Origin of the sequence: Streptomyces sp. CY-1 (assembly GCF_047218265.1) — a bacterium.
In the GTDB taxonomy this organism is placed as follows: domain Bacteria; phylum Actinomycetota; class Actinomycetes; order Streptomycetales; family Streptomycetaceae; genus Streptomyces; species Streptomyces niphimycinicus.
Genome location: NZ_CP178393.1, coordinates 3,985,493 through 4,007,713, shown reverse-complemented (window position 1 = coordinate 4,007,713; position 22,221 = coordinate 3,985,493). Strand labels below are relative to the sequence as shown.

The 22,221-nt window shown below is 70.3% G+C and carries 20 protein-coding genes and 1 pseudogene; 9 read left to right on the top strand and 12 right to left on the bottom strand.

Annotation, left to right across the window (positions count from 1 at the left end; all coding sequences use genetic code 11):
- Window positions 1–121 precede the first annotated feature (121 nt).
- A pseudogene (locus ACK1X7_RS17490) lies at window positions 122–730 on the top strand (ComEC/Rec2 family competence protein); the annotation flags it as partial.
- Window positions 731–803: 73 nt separating this feature from the next.
- Here ACK1X7_RS17490 and ACK1X7_RS17485 read toward each other — a convergent pair.
- The 5 genes from ACK1X7_RS17485 to ACK1X7_RS17465 all read right to left on the bottom strand — a co-directional run bounded on the left by ACK1X7_RS17485 (window position 804) and on the right by ACK1X7_RS17465 (window position 4,895).
- Window positions 804–1,586, bottom strand: coding sequence for an ABC transporter permease (locus ACK1X7_RS17485; RefSeq protein ID WP_385141588.1), 783 nt, complete (start codon window positions 1,584–1,586; stop codon window positions 804–806).
- The gene (locus tag ACK1X7_RS17480) at window positions 1,583–2,572 is read right to left on the bottom strand and encodes an ATP-binding cassette domain-containing protein (RefSeq protein WP_385141620.1); all 990 of its coding nucleotides are present in this window, start codon (window positions 2,570–2,572) and stop codon (window positions 1,583–1,585) included. The genes ACK1X7_RS17485 and ACK1X7_RS17480 overlap by 4 nt, the downstream gene beginning before the upstream one ends.
- Before the next feature lie 81 nt (window positions 2,573–2,653).
- On the bottom strand, window positions 2,654–3,511 hold the full coding sequence (locus ACK1X7_RS17475; RefSeq protein ID WP_385141585.1) for a DUF4097 family beta strand repeat-containing protein: 858 nt from the start codon (window positions 3,509–3,511) through the stop codon (window positions 2,654–2,656).
- Between the two features lie 109 nt (window positions 3,512–3,620).
- Window positions 3,621–4,151 carry a hypothetical protein gene (locus ACK1X7_RS17470; protein ID WP_385141582.1) on the bottom strand — a complete coding sequence of 177 codons (531 nt, stop codon included), beginning with the start codon at window positions 4,149–4,151 and terminating at the stop codon, window positions 3,621–3,623.
- A 213-nt stretch (window positions 4,152–4,364) separates the two neighbouring features.
- Complete coding sequence (locus tag ACK1X7_RS17465; protein WP_385141579.1) at window positions 4,365–4,895, bottom strand: GNAT family N-acetyltransferase; 531 nt, start codon at window positions 4,893–4,895, stop codon at window positions 4,365–4,367.
- 182 nt (window positions 4,896–5,077) lie between these two features.
- Between ACK1X7_RS17465 and ACK1X7_RS17460 the strand changes: the two genes are divergently transcribed.
- On the top strand, window positions 5,078–5,782 hold the full coding sequence (locus tag ACK1X7_RS17460) for a type 1 glutamine amidotransferase domain-containing protein (RefSeq protein ID WP_216345960.1): 705 nt from the start codon (window positions 5,078–5,080) through the stop codon (window positions 5,780–5,782).
- On the opposite strand, the gene ACK1X7_RS17455 is transcribed toward ACK1X7_RS17460, so the two are convergent.
- The 3 genes from ACK1X7_RS17455 to ACK1X7_RS17445 all read right to left on the bottom strand — a co-directional run bounded on the left by ACK1X7_RS17455 (window position 5,757) and on the right by ACK1X7_RS17445 (window position 7,585).
- Window positions 5,757–6,656 (bottom strand): polysaccharide deacetylase family protein, encoded by a 900-nt coding sequence (locus ACK1X7_RS17455; protein ID WP_413115309.1) that lies wholly within the window; start codon window positions 6,654–6,656, stop codon window positions 5,757–5,759. The two genes, ACK1X7_RS17460 and ACK1X7_RS17455, sit on opposite strands and share 26 nt — an antisense overlap.
- 12 nt (window positions 6,657–6,668) lie before the next feature.
- A complete protein-coding gene (locus ACK1X7_RS17450) occupies window positions 6,669–7,211 on the bottom strand; it encodes an MOSC domain-containing protein (RefSeq protein WP_385141573.1) in 543 nt (180 codons plus the stop codon).
- Between the two features lie 95 nt (window positions 7,212–7,306).
- On the bottom strand, window positions 7,307–7,585 hold the full coding sequence (locus ACK1X7_RS17445; protein ID WP_385141570.1) for a hypothetical protein: 279 nt from the start codon (window positions 7,583–7,585) through the stop codon (window positions 7,307–7,309).
- A gap of 54 nt (window positions 7,586–7,639) precedes the next feature.
- On the opposite strand from ACK1X7_RS17445, the gene holA reads away from it, so the two are divergent.
- Window positions 7,640–8,635, top strand: coding sequence for a DNA polymerase III subunit delta (gene holA, locus ACK1X7_RS17440; RefSeq protein WP_413115308.1), 996 nt, complete (start codon window positions 7,640–7,642; stop codon window positions 8,633–8,635).
- 36 nt (window positions 8,636–8,671) lie between these two features.
- Here holA and ACK1X7_RS17435 read toward each other — a convergent pair whose 3' ends face one another.
- Together ACK1X7_RS17435 and rpsT are read right to left on the bottom strand one after the other, a co-directional pair.
- Window positions 8,672–9,382, bottom strand: coding sequence for a hypothetical protein (locus tag ACK1X7_RS17435; RefSeq protein ID WP_385141567.1), 711 nt, complete (start codon window positions 9,380–9,382; stop codon window positions 8,672–8,674).
- 590 nt (window positions 9,383–9,972) lie between these two features.
- Window positions 9,973–10,239: a 30S ribosomal protein S20 gene (gene rpsT, locus ACK1X7_RS17430; protein WP_059147918.1), complete on the bottom strand. Its 267-nt coding sequence runs from the start codon at window positions 10,237–10,239 to the stop codon at window positions 9,973–9,975.
- Window positions 10,240–10,477: 238 nt separating this feature from the next.
- Here rpsT and lepA point away from each other — a divergent pair, with 238 nt between their 5' ends.
- The 4 genes from lepA (at window position 10,478) to hemW (ending at window position 18,144) form a co-directional block, all read left to right on the top strand.
- Entirely contained in the window at window positions 10,478–12,355 is a 1,878-nt protein-coding gene (gene lepA, locus ACK1X7_RS17425; protein ID WP_216345956.1) for a translation elongation factor 4, read from the top strand.
- 268 nt (window positions 12,356–12,623) lie between these two features.
- A complete protein-coding gene (locus ACK1X7_RS17420) occupies window positions 12,624–14,513 on the top strand; it encodes an AMP-dependent synthetase/ligase (protein WP_385141561.1) in 1,890 nt (629 codons plus the stop codon).
- 185 nt (window positions 14,514–14,698) lie between these two features.
- Window positions 14,699–16,798 (top strand): SpoIIE family protein phosphatase, encoded by a 2,100-nt coding sequence (locus tag ACK1X7_RS17415; RefSeq protein WP_390793294.1) that lies wholly within the window; start codon window positions 14,699–14,701, stop codon window positions 16,796–16,798.
- Between the two features lie 113 nt (window positions 16,799–16,911).
- Window positions 16,912–18,144: a radical SAM family heme chaperone HemW gene (gene hemW, locus ACK1X7_RS17410; protein ID WP_413115307.1), complete on the top strand. Its 1,233-nt coding sequence runs from the start codon at window positions 16,912–16,914 to the stop codon at window positions 18,142–18,144.
- A gap of 11 nt (window positions 18,145–18,155) precedes the next feature.
- On the opposite strand, the gene ACK1X7_RS17405 is transcribed toward hemW, so the two are convergent.
- Together ACK1X7_RS17405 and ACK1X7_RS17400 are read right to left on the bottom strand one after the other, a co-directional pair.
- The gene (locus ACK1X7_RS17405; protein ID WP_385141552.1) at window positions 18,156–18,977 is read right to left on the bottom strand and encodes a DUF3097 domain-containing protein; all 822 of its coding nucleotides are present in this window, start codon (window positions 18,975–18,977) and stop codon (window positions 18,156–18,158) included.
- A 133-nt stretch (window positions 18,978–19,110) separates the two neighbouring features.
- Window positions 19,111–19,833 (bottom strand): MBL fold metallo-hydrolase, encoded by a 723-nt coding sequence (locus ACK1X7_RS17400; RefSeq protein ID WP_385141549.1) that lies wholly within the window; start codon window positions 19,831–19,833, stop codon window positions 19,111–19,113.
- Window positions 19,834–19,998: 165 nt separating this feature from the next.
- On the opposite strand from ACK1X7_RS17400, the gene hrcA reads away from it, so the two are divergent.
- Together hrcA and dnaJ are read left to right on the top strand one after the other, a co-directional pair.
- Window positions 19,999–21,015 (top strand): heat-inducible transcriptional repressor HrcA, encoded by a 1,017-nt coding sequence (gene hrcA / locus ACK1X7_RS17395; RefSeq protein WP_014060643.1) that lies wholly within the window; start codon window positions 19,999–20,001, stop codon window positions 21,013–21,015.
- Window positions 21,016–22,149: a molecular chaperone DnaJ gene (dnaJ, locus tag ACK1X7_RS17390; RefSeq protein WP_093461711.1), complete on the top strand. Its 1,134-nt coding sequence runs from the start codon at window positions 21,016–21,018 to the stop codon at window positions 22,147–22,149.
- Window positions 22,150–22,221 lie beyond the last annotated feature (72 nt).

The following is a 22,221-nucleotide window of genomic DNA, read 5'->3' as shown; positions in this document are numbered from 1 at the left end:
GACGGACTCTTGTGTCTCAGCGCTGCATTGATCCGACGGTAGCTTTGTTCCTGCGAGGTCCACATCACGCCTGAGTGCGCCAGGCAGTCGATGTCTCATGAGACATGCGGATCGTGGAGAACACTTCCATGCCGACCATGTGGCCGGGCTGACCGGTGCGTTACGGGGGCGCGCGGTCGGCGCCATCGAGACGACGGGTCTGGAAGAGCCGCCCGGTCAGGCCGAGTTCGTACGGCGCAGGGCCCGGTCGGCGCATATCCCGGTCGTCGCGGCGGCGCCGGGGGAGCGGCGCCGCTTGGGCCCGCTGTCCTGGGAGGTCCTGTGGCCCGCGCCGCCGCCCGCCCCGGCCGGGGCCGAGGGGCCGAACGACGCGAGCGTCACCCTCCTCGTCCGCACGGCGGGCCTGACCCTGCTCCTCCTGGGCGACCTGGAGCCCCCGGCCCAGCAGGCCCTGCGGACGGCGCACCCCGCTCTCCCCGAGGTCGATGTCCTCAAGGTGGCCCACCACGGCTCGGCCTACCAGGACCCGCACCTGCTCCGCCGTCTCAGACCGCGCCTCGCCCTGATCTCCTGCGGTGCCGACAATCCCTACGGTCATCCGTCGCCCCGCACCATCGCCGCCCTGCGTGCCCAGGGAGCCGCCGTGCTGCGGACCGACACCGACGGTCCGATCGCGGTGATACGAGACCCGGGGCTGCGCGCGGTGCTCGGAGGCCACGGTGGGCCCTGAGCGCGGACACATCTGGGCGGGGTGCTCACTCCCCGCCGGTGAGTGGGCACCCCGCCCGGGTGTGTTCCGGTGCTCAGCGCTTGGTGTTGCTGTTGAAGAGCGAGCGCGACCAGACGTAGCCGACCAGGGCGATACCGGCGCACCAGGCGAGCGAGATCCAGCCGTCGTTACCGATCTCCGAGCCGGAGAGCAGACCGCGCAGTGTCTCGGTCATCGGGGTGAACGGCTGGTGCTCGGCGAACCAGCGCAGCCCCGGGGACATGGACTCGGCCGGTACGAAGGCGGAGCCGAGGAACGGCAGGAACTGGACCAGCAGCGGCTTGTTGCTCGCGGACTCCACTGTCTTGGAGATCAGGCCGAGCGCGCACGACAGCCATGTCACGGCGAACGCGATGGCCGTGAGGAGACCGGCGACGGCCAGCCACTCCAGCGGATTGGCGTTCGGCCGGAAGCCGATGGCGACGGCGACGCCCACCACCAGGACGAGGCTCACCATTGTCGTGAGGACGCTGCCGATGACATGGCCCGTCATGAACGACGAGCGCGTGATGTTCATGGTGCGGAAGCGGTTGATGATGCCCTCGGTCATATCGGTGCAGACCGCGACCGATGTCGACATCGAGCCGGCGGCCACCCCCATGATGATGATGCCGGGCGTCAGATAGTCCAGATACGCGTCCCGGCCGCCGCCCATGCCGGAGCCGATCGAGTCGCCGAAGGCGTACACGAACAGCAGCAGCATCATGATGGGCATCATGGAGGCGCCCAGCGAGACGCCCGGATAGCGCAGCGCGTGCTTGATATTGCGCCGCAGCATCGTCATCGAGTCGTGCACGGCGTAGGTGAGCGTGCTCATCGCAGGGTCTCCTTCACATGGAGCGCGGTGTCGGTGCTGCCGTCGCCGGTCAGGGCGAGGAACACGTCGTCGAGGTCGGGGGTGTGCACGGAGAAGTCGGCGGCGCGGATACCGGCGGCGTCGAGCCGGTCGAACAGGGCGCGCAGCGCGTCGAGATCGCCGTCGCTCGCGACGCGCAGGGCGAGTTGCTCATCGTCCCGGACCGCGTCGGGGAAGGCGGCGGCCGCGCGCTCGTACTCGTCGGGGTCGGTGAACCGCAGGCGTACATGGCTGCCGGGGATCTGTGCCTTGAGTTCGTCGGCGGTGCCCTCGGCGACGATCCGGCCGCCGTCGAGCACGGCGATCCGGTCCGCCAACTGGTCTGCTTCTTCCAGGTATTGGGTGGTGAGGAAGACGGTGACACCACCGGCGACCAGTGAGCGCACGGTCTCCCACATGGTGCGGCGGCTGCGCGGGTCCAGCCCGGTCGTCGGCTCGTCGAGGAAGATCACCTGCGGGTCGCCGACCAGCGTCATGGCGAGGTCGAGCCGGCGCCGCATACCGCCGGAGAAGAGCGCGGCGCGCTTGTGCGCCACGTCCGCGATGTCGAACCGCTCCAGCAGCTCCTTGGCCCGCCTGCGCCCTTCGCGCTTGCCCAGGCGCAGCAGGTCGGCCATGAGGAGCACGTTCTCCTCGGCGGTGAGCAGGTCGTCGAGTGCGGCGAACTGCCCGGTGACGCCGATCGCGGCGCGCACCCCCTCCGGTGCGGTGGCGACGTCGTGGCCCGCGACCTGGGCCTGGCCGCCGTCGGCCGCGATCAGCGTGGACAGGATCTGCACGGTGGTGGTCTTTCCGGCGCCGTTCGGGCCGAGCAGCGCGAACACGGATCCGGACGGGATGCGCAGATCGATGCCGTCGAGGACGGTCTTGTCGCCGTACGACTTGCGCAGATCCGCGGTGGAGACGGCGGGCGGCTGCTGGCCGCCCGCCTGCCTGGACGTGGGCATGACAGATGAAGGCATAGGGCCCTCCCCTTCGAAGGCGTGGTGAGCAGTGAAGTGATCTTGGGTGTCGGGAGATGGAGCGGGTCAGGCCCGGGCGCGGCGGATGTTGATGTTGCCGAAGCGGGTACGGGCCCTGACCTCGGCGGTGTCCTCGGACTTGTCCGGGCTCTCGGACGCGGAGAGCGCGTTGATCACCTGCCCGGCGCTCGAGCTGACGTCGAGCCAGGCCGCCGTGCCCTCGCGGATGCCGACATCGATGGCGCCGTAGGAGGTCTCCAACTGGACGGTGCCGCGCGCGACCTCATCGAGGCGGACGGCGCCATGCGCGGTGGTGGCGGTGACCGAGCCCTCGGCGTGCTCGATGAAGATGTCGCCATTGGCGCCGCTCACCCGCAGATCGCCCAGGGCGGCGCCGACGGTCGTGGTGCCGTGGGAGTTCTTCAGGACGGCCGAGCCGTCGATGGCACCGACGCGCAGGCTGCCCGAGCTGGTGGTGATCTCGGCGGGCCCCTCGACGCGGTCCACGGTGATGGTGCCGTGGGCGGCGATCAGATGCAGCGGACCGGTGGTGTCGAGGCGGACATCGCCCGACGAGGTCTTCACCCGGACCTCGCCGAGCCGCCCCTCGCCGTGCACCTGGGCCCAGGCGCCGGTCATCTCCACCTGCGAGCCGGTGGGCAGTTCGACCGTCACATCGACGGTGCCGGTGCGCCCGATGAGATAGCGCTGCTTGGGTGTCCTGATGGTCAACAGGCCACTGGCGTAACGCACTTCGGTCTGGTCGGCCGCCCGTACGTCCTGGTCCTTCTTCGGGTCGCGGGGCAGCACGTCGACGACGGTGTCGAGCCGGTCGGCGGCGATGAACCGGATGGATCCGGCCTCCACATGGGCGGTCACCGAGATCGGTCCGGGGGTGTCAAAAGGAGCGTCGAAAGAAGGCATGGCTGTCCCGTCCTCTTGGGTCGTCGTGGCGTCTTTGCTGGTGGGACGTGGTGTGGGTGAAGTGGCGTGGATGAAGTGGGGTGCGTGAAGTGGCGTAGGCGGTGCGCGGTCAGCGCACCCAGCCCGTGAAGCTCTGTCCGACTGTGCGGGTGATGCGCGGCTGCTCCGTCGTACGTGACGGGGCGCCGCCGTCGACCGCGGCCGACACGGCGCGTACCAGCCACGCGTTGACCGACAGGCCCTCGCGGTTCGCGGCCTCCTCGGCGCGCGCCTTGAGATGGGCAGGCAGCCGCAGATTGACGCGGGCGGTGCCGCCGTCGTCGCCGTCGGCGGGTGCCGGGGCCGGTGCCTTGAGCGGCTCGGCGGGCCCGCTCTTGTCCTCGTACGCCTCGCCGCCCGCAGGCCGTGTCACCACGAAGTCGGGGTCGAGCCCGCGCAGCCGTACGTCGACCGAGCCGGGGGCGAGTTCACGGGTGATCTCGTCCATCGCGGCGGAGAGCACATTGAGCATCGTCAGCCGGGTCGCCGACTCCAGGGGAGCGGTGAGCCGGTCGGCCAGCTCGCGGGCTTCTTCGCCGCCGGCTTCGGCGGCCACCGCGAGTTCACGGCGGAGGTTGTCGACATACGGCGTGAGGTCCATGACGCCATAGTGGCACCACTGTGGCGCCACGTGCAAGGCGGTAAGGGTGGCGGTCGCCGCCCGGGGTGGATCGGCCCGCTCTGACCTGCGGAAACGTGTTGGCGTCGGATTGCGTCAATGCGGTGCCAAGTAGGGTCGCGGCCACTCTGGCGCCGCTAATGGCGCCAGGTGGTGCCACTGCGGCGCCCTGCCGTACCCCGCCTGCCCGTGCCGTCAGTCGACCCGCCGGGCCAGCACCTGTCCGGGCCAGGATCCGGACAGGAAGGGCTCGGTGGCGGTGAAACCGTTGCGCTCGTAGAACGCGACCAGTTCGCCCCCGCCGCCCGCCCAGCAGTCGACCCGCAGCAGCCCCACCCCGGCCCGCCGGGTCTCCTCGACGGCATGTGCCAGCAGCGCCGCCCCGATGCCGAGACCGGCGCGTTGTCTGTCGGAGACCAGCAGCCGGACGTACCGCTCGGGTTCTCCGGCCGGTGCGATCGGCATCTGCGGGCTGGGCCCGGAGTCCAGCACGATGGCTCCGACGGGCGTTCCGTCCAACTCCGCGATATACGGGGCATTCTCGGTCGTGTACCGCTCGACCCGCGCCACCCCGCCCGTCTTCTGCGAATACGGCGTCGTGCCCCACTGCTCGGTGTTGCCCCGAGCGTTCATCCAGGCCACCGCGGAGTCGAGCATGTCCAGGATGGCCGGTGCGTCGGCCAGACCGCCCGGTCTGACGCGTATGCCAGGTGTTGTGTCGTCCACGGCGAAAGCTTAGGCACTGCCGGGCCGGTCACCGCCGCCTGGCGTCCGCGCCGGTGAGTCGCGACGCCCGGGCGCCAACCACAGCCGAGTTGCAGCCCCCAGTACGCCTGCCCACACTTGCTGCATATGTTCAATCCCGGACGCGGTCCCTTTCCAGGGCAACGGTTTCAAAGGAGCGTCCCATGGCCAAGATCCTGTGCGTGCTGACCGGCGCGAGCTATTGGACCCTGAAAGACGGCCACCGGCACCCCACCGGGTACTGGGCCGAGGAGTTCGTGGCGCCCTACAGCGTATTCACCGGTGCCGGACACGAAGTCACCGTGGCAACTCCGAATGGAGTGGTCCCGGTTGTCGACACGATGAGTCTGGAACCCCGCATGGCGGGCGGCGAGGAGAACGCCCTTAAGGAGGAGGCCGTCATCGAGTCGGCGGATGAGCTGCGGCATCCCATCTCCCTGACGGACGTGCGCCTCGAGGACTATGACGCGATCTACTACCCCGGAGGCCACGGCCCGATGCAAGACCTCTCGGTCGACCCCGACTCCGGGGAACTGCTGCGGAAGGCGCTCGCTTCCGGCAATCCGCTCGCCATTGTCTGCCACGCCCCCGCCGCTCTCCTCGCCACCCGTGACGCGAACGGCGACACACCCTTCGCCGACTACCGTCTGACGGGTTTCTGCAACGAGGAGGAGGCCGGGGTCGGTCTCGCCGACAAGGCCAAGTGGCTGCTGGAGGACGAGCTGAAGACGCTGCCCACCCAGTATTCGCGGGGTCCCGCCTGGGAGCCCTATACGGTCGTGGACCGCAATCTCTTCACCGGACAGAATCCGGCTTCCTCGGGCCCGCTCGCGAAAGAACTCGTCAAGGCCCTGGCACAGGAGGAATGAAGGTCGTAGCGGTCCTCTCCGGCGCCAAAGCCATGCTCCAGACACGCTGGATCGTCCGGTAGTCGAGCACGGTTATGCCCTCCTGCTGGAGAACTTCACGCGCCTGCGGCGATATCAGGAACTCGTAGTCCGTCCGGCGCACGCGCCAGCCATCGTCGATGGCCTGCGAATCCTGGTTTCCCATACTCGGGTGCACCGCCCATTCATTGAGCCCGGCAGGCAGATCGCGCAGCATCTGAACGTATCGGGCCGGCTTTCCTTCGATGGCGAGCGAGAAGCTGTCCAGAAAGTCGTTGTCGGTGACCGGCAACCCGCGGTGCCGCATCCTCTGGCGCGCGGGTTCGAGCCAGACCCGGACCGCGAGGCCGTACTCCGCGGCCAGCCCTACCGTCAGTTCGAGGATGTCGTCGCGGCCGCCATCGGCAAGGCAGTGGAAGTCCAGATGGGTCGGCGTGAGCCCGGCGTCGGCGACGGCATCGATCTGGGCGCGGAACTCGCATTCGATCTCATCGAGCCGGGCCCGGCCGAGCAGGGCCGTCCGTCCGGCGGGCGTCGGCGGAAACAGTTCACCCTCGGCGTCCAGCAGTGAGGGAACTCGTTCCCTGGCGGCCATCGGCCCCCATCGGTAGTCGGGCATTTCGCACACCAGGGTGAGATGGATTCCGAACGGGATCCGCGGCCGTCGGCCGAGCAGTTCCATGGCCTGCGGTGCCGCGGGGCACGGGACCATCAGACTGCATGAACTGGCGATGCCCTCTTCGATCGACTCGATCACCGCGGCATTGATCGCCGGATACATGCCGAAGTCATCGCAGTTGACGATCAGCAGCCGCGCATCGGGCGTATGCCCCAGTAGGGCGCTGGTTTCCTCCATGCCGGGAAGCCGTCAGACCCGGTCCAGGGGGCGGTGGGGTCCGGTGGGGAGCTCCGCTGTGATCGTGTCGCCTGGGCGCACCGTGCCGCCTTCCTTCACGATGCTCATGATTCCGGCCTTGCGCACGATGTTCCCGGCCTCATCGCGGCCGACGACCCGCTTCAGGAGCCCGTTCTGGAAGGTGTCGATCTGTAGACAGGGATTGCGAAGGCCGGTCACCTCCAGCACCGCGGCATCGCCGATGCGCAGCAGTGTGCCGACCGGCAGGCCGAGCAGGTCGATGCCACGGGTGGTGATGTTCTCGCCGAGGTCGCCGGGCAGAACCTTGAATCCCTCGGCACCGACCTCGGCGAAGAGCTCTTCATGGATGAGGTGGACCTGGCGCAGATTCGGCTGGGTGGGGTCCTGGGCGACGCGTGAGCGGTGCTTGACGGTCACGCCGGCGTGTACGTCGCCCTCGACACCGAGGCCGGCGAGCAGTGTGATGCCGTCCCGGTTCGGCTTGGTGAACGAGTACTCGCCGTTGCTGCTGACTGCCGTCACAGTCCCACTCATCCTTGGAACCCCCTCTTCAGCGTCCACCTTCGTGACCGCCCTTGGCGACCATCTTCAGTGACCACGATGGGCCATGCCCCTGACCGGGCGCCAGGCTATTCGGCCTCCAGCCAGCCGTCGTACTCGTCCGCGAACGCGTCCAGCGCCGCCGGGTCCAGAGCCCTGGCCGGGTCCTCGATCACCACCAGCCACTGGGCGTCCTCGGCGTCGTCCTCGCCCGCCAGCGCGTCCCGCACCAACTGGGGCTCCTGGGTGACGCCGAAGCGCTCCGGCAGCGCCTCGGCGACCTCCTCCGCGGCGTCGCGGTCGGGCAGCACCAGGATGTGCCGGGTGCCGGTCAGTCCTTCATCGATCACCGGAACATTGTCGGACATCCGGACGGCGGCACGCGGCCGGGTTGTCGGTGGTCCGTGGGATGCTGGACCGCGATGGCCAGGAAGACGACGACCGACGATCCGCTCGCCCCCGTGACGCTCGCCGTGGGCCAGGAGGAGCTGCTGCTCGACCGCGCCGTGCAGCAGGTGGTGGCGGCTGCCCGCGTGGCCGACCCCGACACCGATGTGCGCGACCTGACGCCCGACGCGCTCCAGCCCGGCACCCTCGCCGAGCTCACCAGCCCCTCGCTCTTCGCCGAGCGCAAGGTGGTCGTGGTGCGGAACGCACAGGATCTGTCGGCCGACACGATCAAGGACGTGAAGGGCTATCTCGGAGCCCCCGCCGAGGAGATCACGCTCGTTCTGCTGCACGCGGGCGCGGCCAAGGGCAAGGGGCTGCTCGACGCCGCCCGTAAGGCCGGGGCGCGCGAGGTCGCCTGCCCCAAGATGACCAAGCCCGCCGACCGACTGGCGTTCGTGCGCTCGGAGTTCCGCGCCACCGGCCGGTCCGCCACCCCCGAGGCATGCCAGGCCCTGGTCGATGCCATCGGGAGCGATCTGCGCGAGCTGGCCAGCGCGGTCTCCCAGCTCGTGGCCGATGTCGAGGGCACGATCGACGAGGCCATCGTCGCCCGCTACTACACCGGCCGCGCCGAGGCGTCCAGCTTCACCGTCGCCGACCGCGCCGTCGAGGGTCGGGCGGCCGAGGCGCTGGAGGCGCTGCGCTGGGCCGTCTCCACCGGGGTGCCGCCGGTGCTGATCACCAGCGCCCTGGCCCAGGGCGTCCGCGCGATCGGCAAGCTGGCCTCGGCACCGCGCAACGCCCGCCCCGGCGATCTCGCCCGGGAGCTGGGCATGCCGCCGTGGAAGATAGACCGGGTGCGGCAGCAGATGCGCGGCTGGTCGGCGGATGGAGTGGCGGTCGCGCTGCGCGCCGTCGCCGAGGCCGACGCGGGGGTCAAGGGCGGCGGAGACGATCCGGCGTACGCCCTGGAGAAGGCCGTCGTCACGATCGTCCGCGCCGCCCGGGCGGGCCGAGGCCAGCCCTAGGCCCCGTCGAGCGGCGGCCCGGGAGCGGCCCCGCAGTCACTCCTTCATCTTCTCCAGCGTCGTCTTGGCGCTCTTCTTCAGCAGCTCGGTGGCTTCCTCGGGCGTCTTGGCCGAGCCGCTGGACGAGGACGACACATACTGCGACCAGGTCGACTGATAGGTCATCCAGCCGTCCCGCACGGCGAGGATCACATAGGCGCCGGTGTTGGAGCTGCTGCTGTTGTGCTGCTTCACCACATACGCCTCGTCGCCCAGCCCGCTGACCGGGCTCACCTCGTAGCTGTAGCTGGACGTCTTCTGGTCCTCGTACGACCGGTACTGGGCCTCGAACTCCGGCCCGGGGTTGGTCTTCTTGTGCAGCGACGCCGTGGTGTAGAGCCAGACCGAGGAGTAGTCGCTGCTGCTCGAGCCGCTCGGCTCGAAGTCGATATTGCAGGTCATCGAGTCCAGCGCGGCGTTCTCCGAGCTGCTGTGCTGCGGGTTCGACGTCGATGTCGTTGACGACCCGCTCTCGTCCTTCTGCTGGTACCCGGCGTCCTCGAAGGGCTGGGTATCCGTCGGGGTGCACAGATTGGTCCGATAGCGGTAGCCCGCGAGATCGGCCTTCGTCCCGTCCTCGAACCCTCCCGTGGCGAACAGCACCCCGGCCCAGACCGCCGAGGCGACGACGGCCCCGCCCAGCCCCCACAGCCAGCCCTTGCCGCCGCCTCCGGAGCCCGTGGGCGGCGCCCCGGGCGGCATGCCCATCGGCCCGTACCCACCACCGCCCAAGGGGATGGACGGCATCGTCGGCTGGGCGTACGCGTACGGAGAGTGCTGGGGCGGCTGGGGCTGGGGCGGCACCTGACCATACGGGCCGGGCGGCGGCGCGCTCGGCGGCGGCCCCTGCGGGGATCCCTGGGGCCCCTGCGACAGAACCTCCGGCGGGCTCTGCTGCCCACTCTGCGGCGAGCTCTGCGGCGGGCTCGGCGGAGGGTTCTGCGGCGGACTCTGCGGCGGAGTCTGCTGAGCTGGCTGAGGGGGTTGGGGTGGCTGCGGCGGGCCGTACGGATTGGGTGTTTCCCCCGGTGTCGACATGACGTGAACATACCCGAATCAAGCGCGAAAGCCCCGCGCTGCCCTTGGGGAAAGGACAGGCGCGGGGCCTTCGTGTCGATCGTGTGCGCCGCACCCGCGTGGCGAACGCAGGCCGCGTGCGGCGCGGTGCCGCTGAGAGAGCTGAACAAGCTCTCGGCTGCCGGTCGGAGCGGGTGAGAGGGACCGCTGTGCCCAAACCGGCGGCGGGGTGGGGCGGTGTGCCCCGGAAGGGTCAGCCTTCGAGATCGGCCGGGAGGGTGTCAGCCCTTGAGGCCGGCGACCTGCTGGGCGATCGCCGACTTCTTGTTGGCGGCGTTGTTCTTGTGCAGAACACCCTTGCTGACGGCCTTGTCGAGCTTGCGCGCGGCGGCGCGGGCGGCTTCGGTGGCCTTCTCGGCGTCACCGGCGGCCACGGCCTCGCGGGTGCGGCGGATGGCGGTCTTCAGCTCGGACTTGACCGCCTTGTTGCGCTGGCGCGCCTTCTCGTTCGTCTTGTTCCGCTTGATCTGGGACTTGATGTTCGCCACGTAGAAAGCCTTCGCAGGTTCGTTGGGTTTCGCTTGCTTCGGTGTGCGTCCGTGCCCGCGGAGGTGTCCATGAGAGTCCATGGAGCTGTCCGTCAGCGAGGGGCATGAGACACAGTCGGCCAGGTTACCAGCAGGGTGCATGGCGTCCCAAACCCGGAAGAGGTCTCCATTCATGGGACCATGGACGGGACTGACCCATTCCCATAACACCGCGTCCCGCCTAGACACAGGACCCTGCGTGCCCGCGACCCCTACCAATGTGCCGGAGCCTAGCCGTACCGATCCGGCTCTGATCCGTAACTTCTGCATCATCGCGCACATCGACCACGGCAAGTCGACCCTCGCCGACCGCATGCTCCAGCTCACCGGTGTCGTTGATCAGCGGCAGATGCGCTCGCAGTACCTCGACCGCATGGACATCGAGCGCGAGCGCGGCATCACGATCAAGTCCCAGGCGGTCCGGCTGCCCTGGGCGCCGACGAAGGACGAGGGCGGCAAGCCGGCCACCCATATCCTGAACATGATCGACACCCCCGGCCATGTGGACTTCACCTATGAGGTCTCGCGCTCCCTCGCCGCCTGTGAGGGCTGCATTCTGCTGGTCGACGCGGCCCAGGGCATCGAGGCCCAGACCCTCGCCAACCTCTATCTGGCGATGGAGAACGACCTCACGATCATTCCGGTCCTCAACAAGATCGACCTGCCCGCCGCCCAGCCCGAGAAGTACGCTGCCGAGCTGGCGCATCTCATCGGCTGCGACACCTCCGACGTGCTCAAGGTCTCCGCGAAGACCGGCGAGGGCGTGGCCGAGCTGCTGGACCGGGTCGTCGAGCTGGTTCCGTCCCCGGTGGGCGTCTATGACGCCCCCGCCCGTGCGATGATCTTCGACTCCGTCTATGACGCCTACCGGGGCGTGGTGACCTATGTGAAGGTCGTCGACGGCACGCTCAGCAAGCGCGAGCGGATCAAGATGATGTCCACCGGCGCCGCCCATGAGCTGCTGGAGATCGGCACCAACTCCCCGGAGATGACCCCCGCCGACGGGCTGTCCGTGGGCGAGGTGGGCTATCTGATCACCGGTGTGAAGGATGTCCGCCAGTCCAAGGTCGGGGACACGATCACCCAGGTCACCCGTGGTGCGCAGGAGGCTCTGGGCGGTTACAAGGACCCGAAGCCGATGGTGTTCTCGGGGCTGTATCCGCTGGACGGCTCCGACTACCCGGAGCTGCGCGAGGCCCTGGACAAGCTTCAGCTCAACGATGCCGCGCTGGTCTACGAACCGGAGACCTCGGCCGCGCTCGGCTTCGGCTTCCGCGTCGGCTTCCTCGGGCTGCTGCACCTGGAGGTCATCCGTGAGCGCCTGGAGCGCGAATTCAATCTCGACCTGATCGCCACCGCACCCAATGTGGTCTACCGGGTGGAGATGGAGGACGGCAGCGAGCACACGGTGACCAACCCCAGCGAGTTCCCCGTGGGCAAGATCGACACGGTGCATGAGCCGGTCGTCCGGGGCACGATCCTCGCCCCGAGCGAGTTCATCGGCGCGATCATGGAGCTGTGCCAGAACCGCCGCGGGGTGCTGCTCGGCATGGACTATCTCTCCGAGGACCGGGTCGAGATCCGCTACACCCTGCCGCTGGCCGAGGTCGTCTTCGACTTCTTCGACCAGCTCAAGTCCAAGACCCGCGGCTATGCCTCGCTCGACTACGAGCCCACCGGTGAGCAGACCTCGGACCTGGTCAAGGTGGACATCCTGCTGCACGGCGACAAGGTGGACGCGTTCTCGGCGATCACCCACAAGGACAAGGCGTACGCGTACGGCGTCCGGCTGGTCGCCAAGCTGCGCGAGCTCATCCCGCGGCAGAACTTCGAGGTGCCCATCCAGGCGGCCATCGGCTCCCGGGTCATCGCCCGTGAGACGGTCCGTGCCATCCGTAAGGACGTCCTCGCCAAGTGCTACGGCGGTGACATCTCCCGTAAGCGGAAGCTGCTGGAGAAGCAGAAGGAAGGCAAGAAGCGGATGAAGATGGTCGGCAACGTGGAGGTACCGCAGGAAGCCTTCATCGCGGTGCTGTCCTCCGACTCCGACGGTAAGGACGCCAAGGCGAAGAAGTAGCGGCCGCCCCGGGCGGGCGCGGCGCCCTGGCGAAGGTGAGAGCGGAGCCCCGGCGAAGGTGGGGGCGGAGCCCACGGAACGAGTGTGGTCAGCGGGCCTGGCGTGATGGATGCGCCGGGCCTGCTGTGTGCGGGGGAACCTCTTGGGCATCTCGTGGGAACAACGTGATGCTCACCCCTTACGCGGTAAGGATTCGGCCCCTACCCTGATCACCACTCGAAGGTTACTCGCGAGTCACCAAGCAATGAGGCGGGCCCCGGAGGATGCCGTGACCGACACACAGATCTTGCTCGAGAACCGGCCGCCGTCCCTGGCGACGCACTTCCTCCAGCGCGTCGAGGCGACACCGGACGGGGAGGCGTACCGCTATCCGGTGCCTCCCGCCTCGGGTACCGGCCCCGCTGACTGGCGGCCGCTGACCTGGCGGGAAAGCGCGGATCGGGTCTTCGCCATCGCAGCCGGGCTGATCGAACTGGGCATCCGCCCCGAGGAGCGGGTGGCGCTGGCCTCCTCGACCCGCGTCGAGTGGATCCTGGCCGACCTGGGCGTGCTGTGCGCGGGCGCGGCCACCACCACGGTCTACCCGACCACCAACGCCGACGAGACCTCCTTCATCCTCTCGGACTCCGGCAGCCGGGTGCTGATCGCCGAGGACGCGACCCAGCTCGCCAAGGTGCGGGCGCAGCGCGATGAACTCCCCGAGCTGGCCCATGTGGTGGTGATCGAGGCCGGGGACGCGGTCCCCGCCGCGGACGACCCCGAGGGCTGGGTGCTCTCGCTCGCCGAGCTGGAGAAGCGGGGCGCGGCCCGGCTGGAGCGCGAGCCGGGCGCCGTACGGGAGCGGATGGACGCCCTGCGCGGCGATCAGCTCGCGACGCTCATCTACACCTCCGGCACCACCGGGCGGCCCAAGGGCGTACGGCTGGCGCATGACTCCTGGTCGTACATGGCCATTGTGATCGGCACCCAGGACGGGCTGCTCTACCCCGACGATGTGCAGTATCTGTGGCTGCCGCTCGCGCACGTCTTCGGCAAGGTGCTGACGGCGGGGCAGATCTACGTCGGCCACACCACGGCGGTGGACGGCCGGGTCGACAAGATCATCGAGAATCTGCCGGTGGTCCGGCCGACCTATATGTGCGCCGTGCCGCGGATCTTCGAGAAGGTCTACAACGGGGTGGCCCAGCGGGCGCGCGAGGGCGGCGGGGCCAAGTACAAGATCTTCCAGTGGGCGGTCGAGGTCTCCCGGGATTACGCCAGGACCTCGCAGGACTCCTTCCGCCGTACCGGCACCGCCTCCGTGCCGTTCGCCCTCAAGGCCCAGCACGCGGTGGCCGACAAGCTGGTCTACGGCAAGCTGCGCGAGGCGTTCGGCGGCCGGCTGCGGGCCGCGGTGTCCGGCTCCGCCGCGCTCGCCCCCGACATCGGCTACTTCTTCGCGGGCGCCGGGATCAACATCCTGGAGGGCTACGGCCTGACCGAGTCCAGCGCCGCCAGTTTCCTCAACCCGGCGGACTACCGCACGGGCACGGTCGGCAAGGCGTTCCCCGGCCTGGAGGTGCGGTTCGCCGACGACGGCGAGGTGCTGCTGCGCGGACCCGGCATCATGCAGGGCTACCACGGGCTGCCGGAGCTGACCGAGCAGGTGCTGGAGTCCGACGGCTGGTTCCACACCGGAGACATCGGGGAGCTGTCCCCCGACGGCTATCTGCGGATCACCGACCGCAAGAAGGACCTGATCAAGACCTCGGGCGGCAAGTACGTCGCACCGGCGGAGGTCGAGGGCCAGTTCAAGGCGGTGTGCCCGTTCGTCTCCAACATCCTGGTGCACGGCGCCGACCGTAATTACTGCACCGCGCTGATCGCCCTCGACGAGCCGACGATCATGAAGTGGGCGGCCGAGCACGGTCTCGGGGGCAAGTCCTACGCGGAGGTCGTGGCCACCGATGAGACGCGGAAGCTGATCGAGAGCTATGTGCTCCGGCTCAACGAGGGGCTTCAGCGCTGGCAGACGATCAAGAAGTTCCGGCTGCTGCCGCGTGATCTCGACGTGGAACACGGGGAGTTGACGCCCAGCCTGAAGCTGAAGCGGCCGGTGGTCGAGCGTGAGTACAAGGCTCTGATCGAAGACATGTACGCGGGAACGCGAGAGGTTTAACGAGCAAGGATACGACCCCGCACCTGATTTCAGGTTGACCGGCCCGCCGGACACATGAATTTTCCCCTTATCGCGGTTCACTTGCGTAACCCGGTGCATATGAGGGCGGTCCGTCTGTCACTCTGTCCGTGCCGGATACGGTTACGGATACGGCGTTATGACGGAGCTTCTTCAGGAGCCGCACAGTGGGGACGTCATCTTCTGCCACTTCTGGTGGGTCGGTTGAGGGCGGTGGGGTTGTTCTACCGGTCGGGGGTGGGGTCGGCCCCGTTCGTACCAGTGCCTCGGCACGCGTCAGCCTGCCCGGCACTCCGCTCGCGGCCTCGGCCGCCCGCCGGTTCGTCCGCGCCGCCCTCGCCGACTGGGCCGCGCTCGAGGTCCCGGCCGCCGACCGGGTCACCGACCGGGTCGCGGACGAGGCCATACTGCTGGTGAGCGAGCTGGTCACCAACGCGGTGGTGCACGCCGGCACCGCCGTCGAGGTGAGCTGTGCGCTCGATGTGTCGGACCGCGAGGGCGAACCGCCGTCCCTGGTCGTCGAGGTGACCGACCACCATCCCACCCGCGTGGTGCGCGGCGATCCGCCGGATCCGGACGAGCGGCCCGAGTACGCCGGTGGCCACGGGCTGCGGCTGGTGGCCGAGATCGCCGAGTCCTGGGGGACGACCTACCGGCGGGCGACCAAGTCGGTGTGGTTCCAGATGGCGGTGGCGCCCACGGGCGCCGCCACCGCGGGGGCGGGCGCCATGGGCTCGGGCTTCATGGACGCCGCGGCCGCCATGGACCCGGCGAGCGGCACCGTGGCCGAGCCCGAGGGCGGGTTCGGTCCGGGGGCCGTCCGCGAGGGCCCGGGCTCCGTCCCCGAGGGCGCGGGAGTCGTCTGTGAAGGCCGTAAGGAGGCCGTCGAGATCGTCGCGCCCGCGCCGGGCCGCGCCCCGGTCCGCGTCGACCCCGACTGGATCCAGCGCGGCGCGCTCTCCTTCCTCGCCGAGGCGTCCGACCTGCTGGCCGGGCAGTTCGACGAGGACATGGTGACCTCGCTGGCCGGACAGTTGCTGGTGCCCCGGCTCGCCGACTGGTGCGCGATCTGGCTCGACTCCACGAGCGGCCCGCCCCGGCTGGCCCGGGTCTGGCACGCCAGCGAGGGACGCATCGAGGGCCTGCGGCGGGTGCTGGAGAAGGAGCCGCCCCAGGTGCCCGCCGCCGTCCGCGGCAGCGCCGTGGAGTGGCCCTGGCCGGCCGACCCCGCCGCGTACGGGCCCGGCGGCGCGGCCCTCGCCTGCCGGCTGGTCGCGGGCGGCCGCGCGCTCGGCACGCTGCTGCTGGGGCGGGCCGGGCTGGTGCGGATGCCGGACGAGGCGGTCGGCCTGGTCGAGGACTTCGCCCGCCGCGTCGCCCTGGCGCTCGCCTCCGCCCGCCGCTACACCCGGCAGGCGACCATCAGCCGGGTGCTTCAGCGCGGGCTGCTGCCGTCCGTCATCCCGCGCATCCCCGGCGTCGAGTCGGCGGTCGTGTACGAGCCGACCGGCGAGATCTCGGCCGGGGGCGACTTCTACGACGTCTTCCCGGCCGGTGACGGCCGCTGGTGCTTCGTCCTCGGCGACGTCTGCGGAAACGGCCCGGAGGCGGCCGTGGTGACCGGCCTCGTCCGGCCCTGGCTGCGGCTGCTCGCCCGCGAGGGATATGGCGTGGGAGAGGTCCTGGACCGGCTCAACCAGCTCCTGGGCGAGGAGGCGGTGGAACAGGCGGTCGAGGGCGCCGCGGAGGCCGTGGCGGCCGGTGTGGAGGCCGTGGGAGGCTCCGTCGGGGTCATGGAGCTGATGGACGGCGGCCTGGTCGGCACGGGGCTCCCGGCGGGCGGCGGCGTCGCCCGGTTCCTGTCGCTGCTGTACGGGGAGCTGGAGCCGCTGGGCGAGGGCCAGGGGGTGCGCTGCACACTGGCCAGCGCGGGGCATCCGCTGCCGCTGGTGCTGCGGCCCGAAGGCGAGGTGCGGACCGTCGCGGCGCCGCAGATACTGCTGGGCGTTGTGGACGATGTGACGTACGAGAGTGAATCGTTCGATCTGGCGCCCGGGGAAACGCTGCTCTGTGTGACGGACGGGGTGACGGAGCACCGATCCGGCGACCGGCAGTTCGACGACGAGGACGGCCTGGCCGCGGCGTTCGCGCTGTGCGCGGGGCTGAGCGCGCGGGAGGTCGCGGAGCGGGTGCGGCAGGCGGTGGACGAGTTCGCGGCGGAGCCGCCGGACGACGACCTGGCGATGCTGGTCCTGAAGGTGGTCTAGGCCCGCTCCGGCGACGTTCCGCCGGACGGGTCCAGGCGGGGCCCCGGGCTCCAGGCTCCGGGGCCCGCGGCTCGTGGTCCGGGGCGGCGCGGGCCGTGACGGACAATGGGGGCATGCCTTCCGTACTGCCAGATGGTGAGCCCATGCCCGAGGACGGCGCACTGCCCGCGACCGCTTTGGCGGGGGCGGAGCGGCGGCCGCTGGGGTTCTATTTGCATGTGCCGTACTGCGCCACCCGCTGCGGCTACTGCGACTTCAACACCTACACCGCCAGTGAGCTGCGCGGCTCCGGCGGTGTGCTCGCCTCGCGGGACAACTACGCCGAGCAGGTCGTCGAGGAGGTGCGGCTGGCGCGGAAGGTGCTGGGCGACGACCCGCGGCCCGTGGAGACCGTCTTCGTCGGCGGCGGGACCCCGACCCTGCTCGCCGCGGCGGATCTCGGGCGGATGCTCGGGGCGATCCGGGAGGAGTTCGGGCTGGCCGCGGGGGTCGAGGTCACGGCCGAGGCGAATCCGGAGTCGGTCGATCCGCGCTATCTGGCGGAGCTGCGGGAGGCGGGGTTCAACCGGATCTCCTTCGGGATGCAGAGTGCCCGGCAGCACGTCCTGAAGGTGCTGGACCGTACGCATACCCCCGGGCGGCCGGAGGCGTGCGTGGCCGAGGCGCGGGCGGCCGGATTCGACCATGTGAACCTGGACCTGATCTACGGGACGCCGGGGGAGAGCGACGCGGACTGGCGGGCCTCCCTGGAGGCGGCGCTCGGGGCGGGGCCGGACCATGTGTCGGCGTATGCGCTGATCGTGGAGGAGGGCACCCAACTGGCGCGCCGGATCCGGCGCGGCGAGGTCCCGATGACCGACGACGATGTGCACGCGGACCGCTATCTGATCGCCGAGGAGACCCTGTCGGCCGCCGGGTTCGCCTGGTACGAGGTCTCCAACTGGGCCACCTCGCCCGCCGGGCGCTGCCGCCACAACGAGCTGTACTGGCGCGGCGCCGACTGGTGGGGCGCCGGCCCCGGCGCGCACAGCCATGTGGGCGGCGTGCGGTGGTGGAACGTGAAGCACCCCGGGGCGTATGCGCAGGCCCTGGGCGAGGGCAGGTCGCCCGGCGCGGGCCGGGAGCTGCTGACCGCCGAGGAGCGCCGGGTGGAGCGGATCCTGCTGGAGCTGCGGCTGGCCGAGGGCTGCCCGCTGGAGCTGCTGCGCCCGGCCGGGGCGGCGGCCGCAGCACGGGCGCTGGAGGACGGCCTGCTGGACCCGGAGCCGTACGGACGGGGGCAGGCCGTGCTCACGCTGCGCGGGCGGCTGCTGGCGGACGCGGTGGTGCGGGACCTGGTGGACTGAGACGGGAGCCGTCAGCCCTGCGGGGCCGTCACGAAGTCGATCAGTTCCTCCACCCGGCCCAGGAGCTCCGGCTGGAGGTCCTTGTAGGTGTGGACCGTGGACAGGATCCGCTGCCAGGCGGCCCCGGTGTTCTCCGGCCAGCCCAGGGCGCGGCAGACGCCCTTCTTCCAGTCCTGGCCGTGCGCCACCGTCGGCCAGGCCGGGATGCCGGCGGAGGACGGCTTCACGGCCTCCCAGATGTCGATATAGGGGTGGCCGAGGACCAGCACATGCTCGCCGGTGACCCGCGCGGCGATACGGGACTCCTTGGAGCCCGGCACCAGATGGTCGACGAGGACGCCGAGCCGGGCGTCCGGGCCGGGGGAGAAGTCATCGACGATGGCGGGCAGGTCGTCGACGCCCTCCAGGTACTCCACGACGACGCCCTCGATGCGCAGATCGTCGCCCCAGACCCGCTCCACCAGCTCCGCGTCATGGCGCCCCTCGACATAGATGCGCCCCGCACGGGCGACCCTCGCGCGCGCTCCCGGAACGGCGATCGACCCCGAGGCCGTGCGCTGGGGCGCGCTGGGGGCCGCCGCACGCGGGCGTACGAGGGTGACGACACGCCCCTCCAGCAGAAAACCGCGCGGCTCCATGGGGAAGACGCGATGTTTACCGAAGCGGTCCTCCAGAGTGACCGTGGGGCCCTCGGCGGTCTTCTCGCAGCGGATCACGGCGCCGCAGAAGCCGGTGGTGACCTCCTCCACGACGAGGTCCGGCTCGGCGGGGACCTCGGGGGCGGGCCGCTGCCGCTTCCAGGGCGGGGTCAGGTCCGGGTCGTACTGTCGCATCCGGATGACGATAGCGCGCGACGACCGCCCGCTCCTGTAGTGCGGACAACTAGGTGGACGCCTAGAGAGACGCCTGGAGGGACGCCTGGTTGGGCGACCAGGGGAACGACTGGAGGGGCGGCTGGGCGGACGCCTAGAGAGACACGCCGAAGCGGGCCGCCAGTTCGTCGCGTTGGGCCCGGACGAACCCGGCGTCCACGACCGAGCCGTGCCCCGGGACGTAGTGCGCGTCCGGGCCGCCGAGGGCGAGCAGCCGGTCGAGGGCGGCGGGCCAGCGGCCGGGGATCGCGTCGGGCCCGGCCTGGGGCGGGCCGGACTCCTCCACCAGATCGCCGCAGAAGACCACCTCGGGTTGGCCGGGCACCAGAACGGCCAGGTCATGGGCGGTGTGGCCGGGTCCCACATTGGCCAGCAGCACCGGCCGGTCGCCCAGGTCCAGGGTGAGCTCCCCGGAGACCAGATGGTGCGGGCCGACCAGATGGTCCACGGCCTCGGTGGCGGCGTTCCGGTCCACCCCGTGGCGGATCGCGTCCTCGCGCAGCGTCTCCCGCTCACGGCGCAGCAGCTCGTCCACGCCCGTGGCCCCGTACACCTCGCAGCCCGCGAAGGCGGCCGAGCCCAGGACGTGGTCGAAGTGCGGATGGGTGAGCGCGATCCGGGTGGGGCGGCGGCCGGTCAGCCGGGTGATCAGGGCGCGCAGCTCGGCCCCGGCGCGCAGGGTCGCGCCGGTGTCCACGACGAGGATGTCGGTCCGGCCGACGACCACGCCGACCGTCTCGTCCCACTCCGGCAGCCGACGGCGGGCCACACCGGGCGCGAGCCGCTCCCAGCCCGCCTCTTCCCAACACGTCTCCATACCGCGACGCTAGCTCAACGGGGATGGGGGAGAGTTGCTGCCGTGCGGCGGCTCTTGCCCATGCCACCGCACCCCGCCGTACACTGGCAGGGGGGTTCTGGCACTCGTGCCCGGTGAGTGCCAGGCGGACGACCTGATGAGACCGCTGGACTGGAGGTGCGCGGGGTGCTCAGCGAACGCAGACTCGAGGTGCTGCGTGCCATTGTCCAGGACTATGTGGGGACGGAGGAGCCGGTCGGCTCCAAGGCGCTCACCGAGCGGCACCGGCTGGGGGTCTCCCCGGCCACGGTGCGTAACGACATGGCCGCTCTGGAGGACGAGGGATTCATCGCCCAGCCGCATACGAGCGCCGGGCGGATCCCCACGGACAAGGGCTATCGCCTCTTCGTGGACAAGCTGGCCGGTGTGAAGCCGCTGTCCAGCCCGGAGCGGCGGGCCATTCAGAACTTCCTGGACGGCGCGGTCGACCTCGATGACGTGGTGGGCCGCACGGTCCGGCTGCTGGCGCAGCTCACCCGGCAGGTGGCGGTGGTGCAGTATCCGTCGCTGACCCGTTCGACGGTGCGCCATGTGGAGCTGCTGCCGCTGGCCACGGCCCGGGTGATGCTGGTGCTGATCACGGACACCGGCCGGGTGGAGCAGCGCATGGTGGACTGCCCCACCCCGATCACCGAGGACTCGCTGGCCGATCTGCGCGCCCGGCTCAACAGCCGGGTCGTGGGGCGGCGTTTCGCGGATGTGCCGCAGTTGGTGCAGGATCTTCCGGAGTCCTTCGAACAGGAGGACCGGGGGACCGTCTCGATCGTGCTGTCGACCTTGCTCGAGACGCTTGTGGAGGAGACCGAGGAGCGGCTGATGATCGGCGGCACCGCGAACCTCACGCGTTTCGTGCATGATTTCCCCCTGACGATCCGGCCCGTCCTGGAGGCACTCGAGGAGCATGTCGTCCTCCTCAAGTTGCTGGGCGAGGCCAAGGACTCGGGTATGACCGTGCGGATCGGGCATGAGAATGCTCACGAGGGGCTCAACGCCACCTCGGTCGTCGCGGTCGGCTACGGTTCCGGCGACGAGGCGGTCGCCAAACTCGGCGTGGTCGGACCGACCCGCATGGACTACCCCGGAACGATGGGAGCGGTACGCGCAGTGGCACGTTACGTCGGACAGATCCTGGCGGAGTCGTAAGTGGCGACGGACTACTACGCAGTCCTGGGCGTGCCGCGTGATGCCTCGCAGGACCAGATCAAGAAGGCATTCCGCCGGCTCGCACGCGAGCTGCATCCGGATGTGAACCCGGATCCGAAGACCCAGGAGCGGTTCAAGGAGATCAACGCCGCTTACGAGGTCTTGTCGGACCCACAGAAGAAGCAGGTCTACGACCTGGGCGGGGACCCGATGTCCGGGGCGGGCGGCGGTGGCGCCGGCGGCTTCGGAGGGGGCTTCGGCAACTTCTCCGACATCATGGACGCGTTCTTCGGGACCGCCTCGCAGCGCGGTCCGCGCTCCAGGACCCGGCGCGGTCAGGACGCGATGATCCGGCTGGACGTGGAGCTCAGCGAGGCCGCGTTCGGGACCACCAAGGACATCCAGGTCGACACCGCGGTCGTCTGCACGACGTGCAGCGGCGAGGGCGCGGCGCCGGGCACCTCGGCGCAGACCTGTGACATGTGCCGTGGCCGCGGTGAGGTCTCGCAGGTGACGCGGTCCTTCCTGGGCCAGGTCATGACCTCGCGGCCGTGCCCCCAGTGCCAGGGCTTCGGCACCGTGGTGCCGACCCCGTGCCCGGAGTGCGCGGGCGACGGCCGGATCCGCTCGCGGCGCACCCTGACCGTGAAGATCCCCGCCGGTGTGGACAACGGCACCAGGATCCAGTTGGCCGGTGAGGGCGAGGTCGGACCGGGCGGCGGCCCGGCGGGCGACCTGTATGTGGAGATCCACGAGGTCCCGCACCCGGTCTTCCAGCGGCGCGGCGACGATATGCACTGCACGGTGACGATCCCGATGACGGCGGCGTCGCTGGGCACCAAGGTCCCGCTGGAGACGCTGGACGGTCTGGAGGAGGTCGACATCCGGCCCGGCACCCAGTCCGGCCAGTCGATCCCGCTCCACCAGCGCGGCGTCACCCATCTGCGGGGCGGCGGGCGGGGCGATCTGATCGTGCATGTCGAGGTGACCACCCCGACCAAGCTCGACCCGGAGCAGGAGGAGCTGCTGCGGCGGCTCTCCAAGCTGCGCGGCGAGGAGCGCCCGGTCGGCGAATTCAAGCCGGGGCAGCAGGGGCTGTTCTCGCGCTTGAAGGACGCGTTCAACGGGCGGTAGGCGCGCTCCGGCCGGGGGTACGGGGGTTGTCCCCCGGGGGAGTGCGGTAAGCCGGGGCAGCAGGGGCTGTTC